Raw genomic sequence first — 15,277 nt, 5'->3', positions numbered from 1 at the left:
CCAGACGCCCGTCGTTGCGAGAGTCCGGCGGCCGCCATGCCGGGGCCGTCGAACGGACCATCCCCGGGGCCACTGGGCGTCGCAGGACGTCAGTCCAGCAGGCTCCGGATGTCGTCGGCGGTGAGGCGCGGTCCCCCCGCGAAGGATCCACCCTCGTCACTGCCGCCGTCGAGGACGCGCGAGAACAGCTCGGCCTTGGCCTCGCGCAACGCGACCACCTTCTCTTCGACGGTCTCCGCCGCGACGAGGCGGTACACGATCACCGGGCGCGTCTGCCCGATCCGGTGCGCGCGGTCGATCGCCTGGTCTTCGACGGCGGGGTTCCACCACGGGTCGAGCAGCACCACGTAGTCGGCCTCGACCAGATTGAGCCCGACGCCACCCGCCTTCAACGACACGAAGAAGGCGGGGTCGTCACCCTCACGGAACCGATCGATCTCGACCTGCCGGTTCGTGGTCGTGCCGTCGAGATATCCCGAGGCGAGTCCCGCCTCGGTGCAGCGCTCCCGGGCGGCGCGGAGGAAACGCGTGAACTGGCTCAGTACCAGGACGCGGTGCCCTTCGGCGGCGGCCTCGACCAACAACTCCTCCAGGGCGTCGAGCTTCGCGGACGGGGCCTCTCCCTCGTCGACCAGGGCGGGATCGAGCGCCAGCTGCCGGAGCATCGTCAGCGATCGGAAGATCGCGAAGCTGTTTCCCTCGGCGTCGTCGAGCAGCCCGAGCAGACGCTGCCGCTCCCGGTGGAAGCGCCGGTCATAGAGCTTGCGGTGCGTCGGGTGGAGGGAGACCTCGATGATGGTCTCTTGCTTCGGGGGAAGCTCCGACGCGACGAGATCCTTCGTGCGCCGCAGCAGGAATGGACGGATCCGGCGACGCAGGAGGTCGAGGCGCGCGGCGTCGGAGTGCTTCTCGATCGGCGTCCGATAGAGGGTCGTGAAGGATTCGCGCGTCCCGAGGAGTCCCGGAGCGACGAGCGACATGAGGGCCCACAGCTCGAGGAGGTTGTTCTCCATCGGGGTGCCCGTGATGACCAACGTGAAGGGCACCGACAGCGCCCGGGCGGCGCGATAGCCGCGAGAGGCGGGGTTCTTGATCTGCTGCGCCTCGTCGAGCACCAGCCCGGACCAGTCGGCCTCGGCGTACTGCTCCTGCTCGAGTCGGAACAGCGCATAGCTCGTGACGACGACGTGCGCCCCGGCGGCCGTCTCTTGGATGCTCGTCGCCCGTCGCGCCTGCGTCGCCGTGACGACGCGCACGTCGAGGCCCGGCGCGAACGTCGCGCACTCGCGGGCCCAGTTCCCGACGACGCTCGTCGGAGCGACGATGAGGAACGGCGCCATGGTCGGATCCGCGGCGCGTGCCGCCTCCATCATGGCGATCGTCTGCACCGTCTTGCCGAGACCCATGTCGTCGGCCAGGACGCCGCCGAGTCCCTGTGTGCGCAGGAAGTGCAGCCAGTCGAGACCCGCACGCTGGTAGTCGCGCAGCGTCGCACGAAGGCCCGCCGGCGGATCGACGGTCTCGAGCGCTGCCTCGTCGGTGAGCCCCCTCACCCGCAGCCACCACTCGGCCTCTTGCGCGGCGATCATGCCCAGCTCCGACAGGTCGTCCCACAGGCCGACGTTGTACCTGTTGAGCTTCAGCTGCGACTCCGGCCGGTCGGCGAGCGTCCGGGCCTCGTCGATGACCGCTCGCAAGCGCGCGAACTCGGGGGTGTCGAGGCGGACGTACTCTCCGTCGCCGAGGAAGAGCACCCTGTCGCCCAGCGCCAATGCCGTGTACAGGTCGGTGAAGTCGACCTCGACGTCGCCGACGCTCACCCGCGCGTGAAGATCGAACCAGTCACTGCCGTCGTCGGTGGCGGTGGTCAGCTCGACGACCGGAGCCTCGGGTGCCGCGCGGTAGTCCCGTGCCGAGCCGGTGACGAGCACGCGCACATGATCGATCTCGCGGAGGCGCGGCAGCACCTCGACGGAGAGGATCGCCGCCGCCGCCGGAACGAGCGGCCTCGGAGGCGTCTTTCCCGACGGGTACGGCTCAGGGAGGATGATCCGCGCATCGGAGGCGACGGCGGAGGCGGCCGCCCACACGGCGCTCTCGTGCTCGGGGTGGTGGCGGCCGCGCGTGGACGAGCGATCCCACCGCGCCGAGATCGATGCACCCTCGCCCTGATGATCGACGAGGAGTTCGAGTACCGGCAGAGGAGCGGCGGGCACCTCGACGGTGCCACGTGGCGACACGACGGGCGCATCGAGCTGGAGGCGCGGCAGGTAGTCGGCCAGGAAGGTGTCGGCGCTCGTCGCATCGATGGTGAGCGCGTTCGGGCGGGCGAGGAGTCCGCGCACGGGTGCGGGCGCCGGGGTCGACAGTCGCGCGAGCGTGATCCTTTCGTCGGCGCCGTCGCGATCGGCGACGAAGGCGACGGCGACGGCCGGGTCGCCCACGACCCAGGACGACAGCGAGGCGACCTCTTCGGCGACGCCCTCCACGATGCCGCGCATCTGCAGGCTCGACCCGCGTCGCTCGAGCGCGACAGCGGCGCGGACGGCCTCGGCGGGGATGTCCACCGGGTGGTGCATGCCGGAACCGGAGACGATCGGGACGCCGGCTGCGAGAACGGCGTCGAGCTGCATCCACAGCGAGTGCGGTGGGACGGCGGAGAGCGGCATCCATTCGTCGGAGAGGAACGCACCCGGTCCGGACCGGCCGAGGCGGCCCAGGCTGTCGAGGGCGGCGCGGGCCGCAGGATCGGCCGGCAGCGCCGCGAGAGCCGACCACCCGGCGCGCCCCTTGATCCACGTGCCTCGCGTACCGCGCACGCCGGGACGCGCCGTCAGGGTGAGAGCAGTGCTGCGCCCGTGCCCGCCCCCGCGGCGGATCGACAGGAACAGACAGAGCTCGAACGGGGGCTCTTCGTCGGCGGGCGGGGCGGAGAGGAAGAGCTCGTCGAGGGAGCGCTGCCACTCTGGCCGCGGCGGTCGCCCGGCCGCGATCAACCGGTCGAACAGCAGGAGCGCCGCCGCGCAGGAGTGCTCGCATTCGGGCCCTCGCCCGCACGAGCACCACCCCGACAGCCGCGCGACATCGCCGGGAACCCGCAGCTCGAGGTGCTCGTACCCCGCCGCGCCGAAGGACTGCGCGGTCACCACTCGGACGTCGCCGATCGTCTTCACATCGCCGACCTCGACGGAGCCGTAGACGAGGAGCCGGTCTGCGCGCGTCATCGCCGCGGGCGAGAAAATCTCGCCCGCGATGCTGAGCGCTTCGGGGTCCAGGTGCATCCCCTCATTCTCGTCGGGCCCTCCGACACACGGCTGCACCTCGGCACCGATCGGGGGATGGTTCGTCGATCTGCCCGGCTGGGGATAAGAGGCCGAAGTTAGGCTGGGACCGTGACTTCCCTCCACGACGTGTCGGTGCGCGGTTTCGCCTCCGACAACTACTCCGGCATCCACCCCGACGTCCTCGCCGCGATCGCCGCGGCCAACGAGGGCCACCAGGTCGCCTACGGCGAAGACGTCTACACCGCTCGCCTGCAGGAGCTCTTCGTCGGGCTCCTCGGCGAGGGGGTCGAGGCCTATCCGGTCTTCAACGGCACGGGAGCGAACGTCGTCGGGCTGCAGTCGATGCTGCCGCGCTGGGGCGCCGTGATCTCGGCCTCCACCGCCCACATCAACGTGGACGAGGGCGGCGCCCCCGAGCGCGTCGGCGGCATCAAGCTGCTGACCGTCCCCACCGACGACGGGAAACTCACCCCTGATCTCGTCGATCGCGAGGCCTGGGGATGGGGCGACGAGCACCGCGCGCAGCCGCTCGTCGTCTCGATCACGCAGTCGACCGAGCTCGGCACGCTGTACACGGTCGACGAGATCCGCGCCCTGGCCGACCACGCCCACGGGCACGGCATGCGCCTGCACATGGACGGCGCTCGCATCTCCAATGCCGCGGCCGCCCTCGACGTGCCGCTGCGGACCTTCACGCGCGACGCGGGTGTGGACGTGCTGAGCTTCGGCGGGACGAAGAACGGCGCCATGATCGGCGAGGCGATCGTCGTGCTCGACCCTGCGGCATCCACCGGGCTCACCTACCTGCGAAAGCTCGACATGCAGCTCTCGAGCAAGATGCGCTTCGTCTCGGCGCAGCTCGTCGCCCTGCTCGAGAACGACCTGTGGCTGCACAACGCGCGCCACTCGAACGCCATGGCGCAGCGCCTGCGCGCCGGTGTCGAGGCGGGCCTCGCAGACGGGTCGATCCAGGGCGTCGAATTCACCCAGCCGACCCAGGCGAACGGCGTGTTCGCGACGCTTCCCGCGGGTGTCGCCGATCGTCTGCGCGAGAGCTTCCGTTTCTACGATTGGGACGAGCTGCGACGCGAGGTGCGCTGGATGTGCTCGTTCGACACCACCGAGAGCGACATCGACGCCTTCATCGCGGCGATCGCCCGCGAGACGTCGGCCTGACGCGACCCGCCCGGGACCGAGCCGAGCCCGAGCCGACCGCCCGACCCCGGCGCGGAGGCCGCGCACCCCAGCCAGTGGCCGTGGCATCCGAACCCCGGATGCCACGGCCCTCACCGCCTCAGGAACCCGCGAGCCAGTCGCGGTAGGCGTCGAAGGTGCTCTCTCGCCCGAGGAAAGCGGTGACGAGGTCGCGCGCGTCGCGCGAGCCGCCCGGCTCGAGGATCTCGCGGCGGTACCGCTCGGCGGTCTCGGCGTCGAACAGGTCGTCGCCGAAGGCCGAGAGCAGATCGCGCGCGATCACGAGGCTCCACTGGTAGGTGTAGTAGCACGCGCCGTATCCGGTCAGGTGGCCGAAACCGGCATAAGAGTGCGAGCCATCGAGAGGCGTCACGGGGCTGGCCGCCCGGTAGTAGCCGTCGACGGCGCTCCGCAGATCGGACGGGCGCTCGACGTGCAGGCGGTACGACGTCGTCGCGTGCCCGAGCTGGCGTGTCACCTCGAGCGCACGGCCGAACGCGTCGGCCGTCCGCATGCGGGCGACGAGATCGGCGGGGATCGGTTCTCCGGCGTCGTTCAGGGCGAAGGATGCCAGCACCCCGGCATCCCAGGCCCACTCCTCGAGCAGCTGGCTCGGCGCCTCGACGAAGTCCCACTCGGTCGCGACGCCGGTGAACCGTGCCCACCGCTGGTGGCCACCGATGATCTCGTGCACGAGGTGACCGAACTCGTGGAAGAAGGTGACGACCTCGTCGTGCTCGAGCAGGCCGCGTGAGAAATTGCAGAGCAGGACACCCTCGGGGAGGGATCGGCCGGAGATTCCGGGCGCGAGCGGGAAGCACGCGGCGTGGTTGTACTTTCCATCGCGCGGGTGGAGATCGAGGTGGATGCGGCCGAGCCGCTCGTCGCCGCGCACGACGTCGTAGGCGCGCACGTCGTCATGCCACGACGGGGCGTCGACGGGCACGTACGAGACATCGAGCAAACTCGCGGTCGTCTCGAGCACGCCGTCCAGCGTGCGATCGAACCGGAAGTAGGACCGCACGACCTGCGCGTCGACGTCGTACTCCTCGCGCTTCAGGGCGCTCAACAGGTACCAGAAGTCAGCGATCGTGACGGCCTCAGCGGACGGGTCGTCACGGCGCAGCCGCTCGAGGATGCGGTCGTACTCGACCGCTGCCGCGGGCGCCGCCGCATCGGCCACGCGCGTCAGGAACGCGTCGACGGCGGCGCTCGATCCGATCATGCGCGTCTCGGTCTCGTAATCGGCCCAGTCGCCGTATCCGAGCAGCGCGGCGCGTTCCGCTCGCACAGCCAGCAACTCGGCGAGCACGGGCTCGTTCTCGGGGCAGGCCAGGTCGTTGTAGGCGGCGACCAGCGCATGGCGCGTGGAGCGATCGCGGGCGTATTCCCGCACCGGCATGAGGTCGGTGTACTCGGTCGTCAACGTCACCTTCCCCTCGTCGTCGACCGGATGATCGGCGACGAAGTCAGCGGGCAAGCCGTCGAGGGCGGTCGCCGGCACCCGGATCTCGCGTCTGCCCTCACGGATGTGGCGCGAGAACGTCAACGACAACTCGGTGTCGCGGTCGCTCAGCTCGCGGACGCGCTCGCGCGCTGCGTCGTCGAGATCGACACCACCCCGCCGGAAGTCGCGACGGATGTGCGTGAGGAGCCGCAGCTCGTCGTCGCCGAGGCCGGTCTCATCGGCCTCGGCGAACGCCCTCCACAGCCCCCGGTCCAGCAGACGCCGAGCCTGAAGGGCTTCGAACTGCTGGACCTGTTCTTCCGCGAGGCGACGGATCTCGGCATCCGGATGCGACTCGCTCAGCAGGTGCGCCTCGGACAACGCTTCGGCGAAGGCGATGTCGGCGTCGTTCCAGAGCTCCAGCCGCTCGGCGGTGGGCAGATCGTCCGCCGTCGCGAGACGGGCGTCGATCGCATCGATACGCGCGCGACGGGTGGCGGGACGGTCGGTGACGAAGCTCGTCCACCCGGCGGCGTCCGTGGGCAGGAGCAGCGGAGCAGGTTCGGTGATCGGCATCCTCCGACCCTAGACAGGGCCTCCGACACCGGCAAAGGTCAGCGCAGCGCGCCCACCGAGGCGAGCGCCTGACGCACGAGGGTGCCGCGACCGCCCTCCATCTCGGCGGCGAGAGCGTCGGATGCCGCTTCCTCGGGCGACAGCCACGTGACCTCGAGCGCGTCCTGGCGCGGTTCGCACGTGCCGGTGACGGGCACGACGAACGCGAGCGCGACGGCGTGCTGCCGGTCGTCGTGGAACGCGCTGACACCCGGAAGCGGGAAGTACTCGGCCACCGTGAACGGCGCCGGCTGCGGCGGGAGGAGCGGGAAGGCCATCGGTCCGAGGTCGTTCTCGACGTGCCGGAACAGCGCGTCGCGCACCGTCTCGCCGTAGCGCACGCGCCCCGAGACGAGGGTGCGTGTCATCTCTCCGAGCGGCGTCGCGCGCAGCAGGATCCCGACCTGCGTCACCATGCCCATCCCGTCGGTGCGCACCGGGAGCGCCTCGACGTAGAGCATCGGGAGTCGTCGCCGCGCCTCGGCCAGCTCGACCTCGCTAAGCCAGCCCGGGTTGGTGTTCGGACCGCTGGGGGCGCCCGAGAAGGGGCCGGACAGCGGCTCGCGCTCCCCGCCGTTGTCGCCGGGCTCGGGGTCGGGTGTGCGAACAGCCATGCTCCCTGTATATCAACCGACCGCTCCCGATGCCGCGTGTCCGCGGAGGGCGAGGGCGCGTTCCGCAGCCCGCAGGGGACGAAATCCGGCGTCGGAGCGGCGTCCCCTCCCGGAACCACCCCCGCCGGGACCCGCTTCCCCGCCGGCAGGGTTCGCCGTCGAGGCTCGATGTCAGGGCCCGCTGCCCGCGCCCGATGTCGGAGGCCTTTGCCACAATGGCCGCATGAGCGCGCCCCTCTCTCTCGACTCCTCCCTCGTGCGGTGGTCGGTGCCCCCGGCCGAGCGCGGGGATCGGCCGGTCCTGCTCCTGCTGCACGGCTACGGCTCCGACGAGCACGATCTCTTCGGTCTCGTGCCGTATCTTCCGTCCGAGTTCGTGGTCGCGAGCGTCCGCGCTCCGCTCGCGCCGCCGTGGCCGATGCCGGGAGCCTCGTGGTATCCGATCGAGGGCCTCGACGGACGCGACCCCGACGCCGTCACCCGCGCGGCGCGATCCGTGCTGGCGTGGGTTCAGGATGTCGTCGGCGACGCCCCCGTGGGACTCCTCGGCTTCTCACAGGGCGGCGCCGTCGCGCTCCAGACGCTGCGCGCCGACCCCGACGCGGTGTCGTTCGCGGTCGTGCTGGCCGGCTATGCGGCCGGCGGTGAGCTGCCGGGCGACGCGGTCCTCGCCGAGCGACGGCCCCCGGTGTTCTGGGGGCGGGGCGCGGCCGACGACGTCATCCCCGCGCACCTGATCGACGCGACGGCGCAGTGGCTTCCCGGACACAGCGAGCTGAGCGGCCGGGTCCACCCGGGGCTCACGCACTCGATCTCGCAGGACGAGCTCGACGACGTCCGCGCGTTCCTCGACGCGCGCCTCGCCGACCGCGCGGCCGCGGGCTGACTCAGCAGTGCGAACCGTCCCCTCCGCCGCCGTTGTCGCCGCACGAGGCATCCGACGCGAAGCCGCTGTCGACGTAGTTCGACGACGAGACCGAGCCTCCGCCCCGGCCGGTCGGGATCGAGCCCAGCCCGCCCATCACCGCGCCGAAGAGCGCCCCGGTGCGGAGACCGCCCACGACATCACCCATGAAGACACCGACGACGACGAACACGATCACCCAGGCGGGGAACGTCACCGCCCACGCGAAGAGGAGTCGACGCCGCCTATCGTCGGCTTTCCGGCGGTCCAGGGGGGAGGAAGCAACCACGCCGACAGACTAACCACGGCGACCGACAGCGGCGGGGTTCCGCGTGGCTCCCGGGTCGGCTATCGTGGACAGCCCTGTCCCTGAGAACGAGGTCTCCTCCGGTGAAGAACGTCGACGCTTCCGCGCCCCTGTCCGCGCGCTGACCCGTCGACCCGCCGTTTCTCGGCATCCCTCCGCTGATGCGGACGGGTCCGGCGTCCGCGCATCCCGCGTTCCCGGAGTTCCGTCATGTCTTCACCGTCCCCCTCCCTCGTCTTCGACCACGTCCGCCTCGAGTGGCCCGACGGAACCGTCGCCCTCGACGGCGTCTCGGGCGCGCTCGGCCGCGGGCGCATCGGTCTCGTCGGCCGCAACGGCGCCGGCAAGTCCACGCTCCTCCGTCTCGCCGCGGGGCACATCACCCCGACGTCCGGCTCGGTCTCGGCATCCGGTGAGGTCGCGATGCTCCCCCAGCGTCTGGCAGCCGATCCGCGCCGACCGGTCTCATCGCTCCTCGGGGTCGAGAAGGCGCTGACCGCCCTCCGCGCGATCGAGTCGGGCGACGTCGCTCCGCACCACTTCGACGCCGTCGGCGACGACTGGGACGTCGAGACACGCGCTCACGCCCTGCTCGCCGAGGCCGGTGTGGCGTCCGACGCGCTGAATCGCACCGTCGGCGAGCTCTCCGGCGGTGAGACGATGCTGGCCGCGCTCGTCGGGCTGCGCGCCCGCGCGGCGGACATCACGCTGCTCGACGAGCCGACGAACGACCTCGACCGCGAGGCCCGCGCGCGGGTGAGCGAACTCGTGCAGGCGTGGCCCGGCACCCTCGTCGTGGTGAGTCACGACGTGGGCCTGCTGGAGCTGATGGATGCCACCGCCGAGCTGTACGGCCACACCCTCAGCGTCGTCAGCGGTCCGTACAGCGTCTGGAGAGCGCACCGCGACGCGGAGCAGGAAGCCGCTGTCCGCGCCGAGCGCGACGCCGCGCAGAGCCTCCGCCGCGAGCGACGGCAACGCATCGAGTCGTACGACAAGCTCGCCACCCGCGCCCGCGTCGCGCACAAGGCGCAGGTCGAGAAGCGGGTTCCGAAAATCATCGCGGGAGGACGCGCCAACGCGGCGCAGGTGAGCGCGGGCCGATTGAGCTCGGAGATGAAGGGCAAGGAGGATGCCGCGCGCGCGGCCTTGAACGAGGCGTCGGCGCGCGTCCGCGATGACGACGTGGTGCGCATCGATCTGCCCGATCCGGGCAACGCGCCCGGTCGGCGCATCCTGACCCTGGGCGACGGCGAGCGCGAGTGGATCGTCACCGGACGCGAGCGGGTCGCCCTGGTGGGGCGGAACGGTACCGGGAAGACGACGCTGCTGCAGAGCATCGTGCACGGCACGGAGGCTGCGGTCCACGCTCGAGCGAGCGTGGAGCACGTCGGCTACCTCCCCCAGCGTCTCGACGGTCTCGACGACGCGGCATCCGTCCTCGACACGGTCTGCGCGGCGGCGCCGGACGTTCCCGTCGCGGCGGTGCGCGATCGACTCGCCCGCTTCCTCGTCCGTGGAGACGCGGTCGCGCGCCCCCTCGGATCGCTGTCCGGCGGCGAGCGCTTCCGCGTCGCCCTCGCCCGGCTGCTGCTGGCCGATCCGCCGCCGCAGCTCCTCGTTCTCGACGAGCCGACGAACAACCTCGACCTCGACACGGTCGACCAGGTGGTCTCAGCGCTGCAGGCGTACCGCGGGGCGGTGCTCGTGGTCAGCCACGACGACGCGTTCCTCGCGCGCCTCGGGCTGGATCTCCTTCTGGAGCTGGAGGACGGGAGGCTCGTCGAGCGCGCGTCGTGACCTCAACAGGCGCCGTCGCCGCCTCCACCGCCGCCGTCGCCGCAGCCCCCGCCGCCGATGACCACGGCACCCGCGTCGGTGCCGAAGCCGCCGGGCGAGGACGCCGCCGCGCGTACCGCGAAGACCGCGAAACCACCGAAGAGCAGGGCCAGGATGCCACCGATCGTGGCGCCCATGAGGAGGTTCTGCGAGCCGAGCCACAGGGCGGCACCGATGGCGAGGCCGAGCAGGACGGAGACGGACACGACCGCGACGGCGGCCCGCGGGGACGACGATGCGCTGTTCATGTCCCCACGCTAGACAGCGCCGGTGGAGACCGCCTCCGCCCGGGGACGGAGACGCTTCCGCCGGGCGGAGGAACCGCCGTTCCGCGGCGGGCGAACGTCAACCCCGACCCGATGTCGGAGGTCCGAGAGAGGATGTCGGCATGGCTGACGTCCTCGACAGATTCGGTCCTGCGACGCAGGACTGGTTCCGCGGTGCGTTCTCGGCCCCGACCAATGCCCAGAAAGGCGCGTGGGAATCGGTGTCGTCCGGGCGCAACGCGCTCGTCGTCGCGCCCACCGGCTCCGGCAAGACCCTCTCGGCCTTCCTCTTCGCGATCGATCGGATCTTCCGCGAGAAGGCGCCTGAGATTCCGGATGCCGAGCCCCCGCGCCGCGGCAAGAAGGCCGCCCCGAAGACCCCGGCGACCAACACGCGCGTCCTCTACATCTCACCGCTCAAGGCCCTCGGCGTCGACGTCGAGCGGAACCTCCGGTCGCCGCTCGTCGGGATCGGGCAGTCGGCCCGGCGCCTCGGCATCCAGGTCCCCGGCGTGACCGTGGGCGTGCGCTCCGGCGACACGAGTTCGAGCGACCGTCGAAAGCTCGTCACCGACCCGCCCGACATCCTCATCACGACGCCCGAGTCGCTGTACCTCATGCTGACGAGCCAGGCCGCCGAGACGCTCCGCGGCGTGCACACCGTCATCATCGACGAGGTGCACGCCGTGGCGGCCACCAAGCGCGGTGCCCACCTCGCGGTGAGCCTCGAGCGGCTCGATGCGCTCCTCGAGAAGCCCGCGCAGCGCATCGGCCTCTCGGCCACGGTGCGACCGATCGACGAGGTCGCCCGGTTCCTCGGCGGCGCTCAGCCCGTCGACATCGTGGCGCCGAAAGCGACGAAGGCGTTCGACCTGTCGGTCGTCGTGCCGATCGAAGACATGCTCAACCCTCCCCCGCCCCCGGGTTCGCCCGATCCCGACGAGGCGACCGACGGCGAGTGGTTCTCCGAGCGCCCCGAGAGCACCGAGATGGCCGGCTCGGTGTGGCCTCACGTCGAGGAGGCGATCGTCGACCGCATCCTCGAACGCCGCTCGACGATCGTGTTCGCAAACTCCCGGCGCCTGGCCGAGCGGCTCACCGGGCGCCTCAACGAGATCTACGCCGAACGCGTCGGCATCGACGTGCCCGAGCCGACGGTGCCCGCGGGTGTCATGGCGCAGGCCGGATCGTCGGCGGGCGTGCCCGCGATCCTCGCGAAGGCCCACCACGGCTCGGTCTCCAAGGAGCAGCGCGCCCAGGTCGAAGACGAGCTGAAGTCGGGCGCGCTGCGCTGCGTGGTGGCGACGAGCAGCCTCGAGCTCGGGATCGACATGGGCGCGGTCGACCTCGTCATCCAGGTCGAGGCGCCCCCGAGCGCGGCATCCGGTCTCCAACGCGTGGGACGCGCCGGGCACCAGGTCGGCGAGGTCAGCCGCGCCGCTCTCTTCCCGAAGCATCGCAGCGACGTGCTCCACACGGCGGTGGTCACCGAGCGCATGCTCGCCGGCCGGATCGAGGCGATCGCTGTGCCGCAGAATCCGCTCGACATCCTCGCCCAGCAGACCGTCGCGGCCGCCGCCCTGGGCTCGATCGACGTCGAGGAGTGGTTCGACACCATCAAGCGCAGCGCGCCCTTCCGCTCACTCCCCCGCTCGGCCTATGAGGCCACGCTCGACCTGCTCGCGGGGCGCTACCCGTCCGACGAGTTCGCCGAGCTGCGCCCCCGCCTGGTCTGGGACCGCGACGCGGGGACCCTCACCGGGCGACCGGGAGCCCAACGCATCGCGGTGACCAGCGGAGGAACGATCCCCGATCGCGGGCTCTTCGGCGTGTTCGTGGCGGGTGAATCGCAGAACGCCCGCGTCGGCGAGCTCGACGAAGAGATGGTCTACGAGTCCCGCGTCAACGACGTCTTCACGCTCGGCACCACCAGCTGGCGCATCGTCGAGATCACGCACGACCGTGTCAACGTGCTGCCGGCGTTCGGGCAGCCCGGCAAGCTGCCGTTCTGGCACGGCGACGGCATCGGCCGCCCCGCCGAGCTGGGTGAAGCGCTGGGAAAATTCTCGCGTGACCTGGCGGGAGCCGACCATGCCAAGGCCGAGGAGCGCCTGCGCGAATCGGGACTCGACGACAACGCGATCACGAACCTGCTCTCGTATCTCGCCGAGCAGCGCGAGGCCACCGGCAGCCTGCCCACCGACCGGACGCTGACCGTCGAGCGCAGCCGCGACGAGGTCGGCGACTGGCGCATCATCCTGCACTCCCCCTACGGCATGCAGGTGCACTCCCCCTGGGCCCTCGCGGTGAACGCGCGCATCCGCGAGCGACTCGGCGTCGAGGGGGCCGCCGTCGCGAGCGATGACGGGATCATCGCCCGGGTTCCGGATGCCGCCGCCGAACCGCCCGGAGCCGACCTCTTCGTCTTCGAACCCGACGAACTCGAGCAGATCGTCACCGACGAGGTCGGCGGATCGGCGCTGTTCGCCTCGCGCTTCCGCGAGTGCGCGGCGCGGGCGCTCCTGCTTCCGCGCCTCAACCCGAACCGTCGTTCGCCGCTGTGGCAGCAGCGCCAGCGCTCCGCCCAACTGCTCGAGGTCGCGAAGCGGCATCCGGCCTTCCCGATCATCCTCGAGACGCTGCGCGAGGTGCTGCAGGACGTCTACGATCTCCCCGCGCTCCTGCGGGTGACCCGGCAGATCGGCGAGCGGCGCATCCGGCTCGTCGAGATCACCACCTCCCAGCCCTCGCCGTACGCCCGCGACCTGCTCTTCGGGTACGTCGGCGCCTTCATGTACGAGGGCGACTCGCCTCTCGCCGAGCGACGCGCAGCGGCGCTCTCGGTCGACCCGGCGCTGCTGAGCGAACTGCTCGGCAAGGTCGAGATGCGCGAACTCCTCGACCCCGAGGTCATCGCGCAGTTCGAGCGCGAAGCGCAGCGCCTCGACCCCGACCGCCGCGCGCGCGGGGTCGAGGGCGTGGCCGACCTCCTGCGCATCCTCGGTCCGCTCGACGCGACCGAGGTCGCGGCGCGCCTCGACGCCGAGACCGATGCCCTCGCCGAGGCCGAGCGGCACCTCGCCACCCTCGTCGACGATCGCCGCGCGATCCGCGTCACGATCGGCGGCGTCTCGCGCGTCGCCGGGATCGAAGACGCCGGGAGACTCCGCGATGCCCTCGGCGCGGCGCTGCCGGTCGGCATCCCGAACGCGTTCCTCGAACCGCTCGCCGATCCGCTCGGCGATCTGGTCGCCCGCTACGCCCGCACGCACGCGCCGTTCACCACCGACGCGGTCGCGGAGCGACTGGGCGTCGGCATCGCGGTCGCCCGGTTGACGCTGCAACGGCTCGAGTCACAGGGACGGCTGGCGAGCGGGTTCTTCCTGCCCGAGGCATCGGGGGGCAGCCGCGGCGACGAGACCGAGTGGTGCGACGTCGAGGTCCTCCGTCGTCTGCGCATGCGCTCGCTGGCCGCGATCCGCGGCAGCGTCGAGCCCGTGTCGCCCGCGGCCTACGCGCGGTTCCTTCCCGTGTGGCAGCACCTGGGGCGGCCTCTCGAGGGCATCGACGGGGTGCTCGCGGTCATCGAGCAGCTCGCCGGAGTGCCGATCCCGGCGAGCGCGTGGGAGTCGCTCGTGCTGCCCTCGCGCGTCCGCGACTACTCCCCCGCTCTGCTCGACGAGCTCACCGCCACGGGCGAGGTGGTGTGGTCGGGGCACGGCACCCTTCCGGGCCGCGACGGATGGATCGCGCTCCACCCGGCCGAGGCGGCGCCGTTCACCCTGCAAGACCCCGACGATCCCGACGTCCCGGCTCCCGACTCGCTCGAGGCCCGCATCCTCGGCGCACTCGAAGGCGGCGGGGCGTACTTCGCCGCGCAGCTCAAACAGCTCGCCGGTGCGGAGAACGAGCAGTCCGTCAACGATGCCCTCTGGGCGCTCACCTGGGCGGGGCGCGTCACGAACGACACGTTCGCCCCGGTGCGGACGCTCCTCAGCGGTGGCGGACAATCACACCGCGTCGCCCGTCGCGCGCCGCGCGCCCGCATGTATCGCGGGGCCGCGATGCCGCGGGCGACGTCGGCTCCGCGACCGCCGTCGCTCGGCGGGCGTTGGTCGCTTCTCCCTGAGCGGGAAGCCGATGCCGCCGCCCGCGCGACGGCGACGGCGAGCCTGCTCCTCGACCGCTACGGCGTCGTGACCCGGGGGGCCGTGCAGTCCGAGGGAGTCCCGGGCGGATTCGCCCAGGTCTACCGGATCCTGGCCGGGTTCGAGGAGGCGGGGCACTGCCGTCGCGGATACGTCATCGAGAAGCTCGGGGCGGCCCAGTTCGCCGCCTCCGCGACGGTCGACCGGCTCCGCGAGTTCGCCGCCGTCGCCGACCCTCCTCCCCTGCGCACGGTGACGCTCGCGGCGACCGACCCCGCGAACCCGTACGGCGCCGCTCTCGGCTGGCCGGCCCTCGAGGGCGTCACCCATCGCCCCGGTCGCAAAGCGGGCGGAGTTGTCGTGCTCGTCGACGGAGAACTGACCCTGTACCTGGAGCGCGGGGGCCGCACCGCCCTGGCCTTCACCGACGACGAAACGCGGCTGGCCGCGGCCGCCACCGACCTCGCCGAGACGTCGAAGCGTCGTCGGCTCGAGACGCTGACCGTCGAGCAGGTCAACGGCGAGTTCGTCTACGGCACGGCGGTCGGCCGCGCGCTGCGCTCCGCCGGGTTCGTCGAGTCCCCGAAGGGTCTCACGCTGCGCAAGCTCACCGCGGGCGACACCCTCCGCGAGGCCGCCCGTGCGTAAGCACCCCGCCA

Annotated in this window: 9 protein-coding genes; 4 read left to right on the top strand and 5 right to left on the bottom strand. The window is 71.7% G+C overall.

All coding sequences use genetic code 11. The features are described 5' to 3' along the window. Positions 1–89 precede the first annotated feature (89 nt). The gene (locus tag NS283_RS09995) at positions 90–3,281 is read right to left on the bottom strand and encodes a DEAD/DEAH box helicase (protein WP_058596717.1); all 3,192 of its coding nucleotides are present in this window, start codon (positions 3,279–3,281) and stop codon (positions 90–92) included. 111 nt (positions 3,282–3,392) lie between these two features. Between NS283_RS09995 and NS283_RS09990 the strand changes: the two genes are divergently transcribed. Then, positions 3,393–4,460, top strand: coding sequence for a threonine aldolase family protein (locus NS283_RS09990; RefSeq protein ID WP_058596716.1), 1,068 nt, complete (start codon positions 3,393–3,395; stop codon positions 4,458–4,460). Positions 4,461–4,578: 118 nt separating this feature from the next. Here the strand turns inward: NS283_RS09990 and NS283_RS09985 are convergent, their stop codons facing one another. Further along, on the bottom strand, positions 4,579–6,501 hold the full coding sequence (locus NS283_RS09985; protein ID WP_193752665.1) for a M3 family metallopeptidase: 1,923 nt from the start codon (positions 6,499–6,501) through the stop codon (positions 4,579–4,581). A gap of 38 nt (positions 6,502–6,539) precedes the next feature. Continuing rightward, the gene (locus NS283_RS09980; RefSeq protein WP_058596715.1) at positions 6,540–7,154 is read right to left on the bottom strand and encodes an NUDIX hydrolase family protein; all 615 of its coding nucleotides are present in this window, start codon (positions 7,152–7,154) and stop codon (positions 6,540–6,542) included. Positions 7,155–7,377: 223 nt separating this feature from the next. On the opposite strand from NS283_RS09980, the gene NS283_RS09975 reads away from it, so the two are divergent. Then, complete coding sequence (locus NS283_RS09975; RefSeq protein WP_058596714.1) at positions 7,378–8,040, top strand: alpha/beta hydrolase; 663 nt, start codon at positions 7,378–7,380, stop codon at positions 8,038–8,040. Position 8,041: 1 nt separating this feature from the next. Here NS283_RS09975 and NS283_RS09970 read toward each other — a convergent pair whose 3' ends face one another. Then, a complete protein-coding gene (locus NS283_RS09970) occupies positions 8,042–8,347 on the bottom strand; it encodes a hypothetical protein (RefSeq protein ID WP_153003329.1) in 306 nt (101 codons plus the stop codon). A gap of 228 nt (positions 8,348–8,575) precedes the next feature. Here NS283_RS09970 and NS283_RS09965 point away from each other — a divergent pair, with 228 nt between their 5' ends. Then, positions 8,576–10,165 carry an ABC-F family ATP-binding cassette domain-containing protein gene (locus NS283_RS09965; protein ID WP_058596712.1) on the top strand — a complete coding sequence of 530 codons (1,590 nt, stop codon included), beginning with the start codon at positions 8,576–8,578 and terminating at the stop codon, positions 10,163–10,165. A gap of 2 nt (positions 10,166–10,167) precedes the next feature. On the opposite strand, the gene NS283_RS09960 is transcribed toward NS283_RS09965, so the two are convergent. After that, positions 10,168–10,452: a hypothetical protein gene (locus tag NS283_RS09960; RefSeq protein ID WP_058596711.1), complete on the bottom strand. Its 285-nt coding sequence runs from the start codon at positions 10,450–10,452 to the stop codon at positions 10,168–10,170. A gap of 140 nt (positions 10,453–10,592) precedes the next feature. Between NS283_RS09960 and NS283_RS09955 the strand changes: the two genes are divergently transcribed. Beyond that, positions 10,593–15,266, top strand: a complete 4,674-nt coding sequence (locus tag NS283_RS09955; RefSeq protein WP_058596710.1) for an ATP-dependent helicase — start codon at positions 10,593–10,595, stop codon at positions 15,264–15,266. Positions 15,267–15,277: the final 11 nt, after the last annotated feature.

The organism is Microbacterium testaceum (assembly GCF_001476285.1).
Classification (GTDB): Bacteria; Actinomycetota; Actinomycetes; order Actinomycetales; family Microbacteriaceae; genus Microbacterium; species Microbacterium testaceum_B.
Note: the sequence above shows the minus strand (reverse complement) of the source record. Positions and strands in the feature narration are given on the sequence as shown.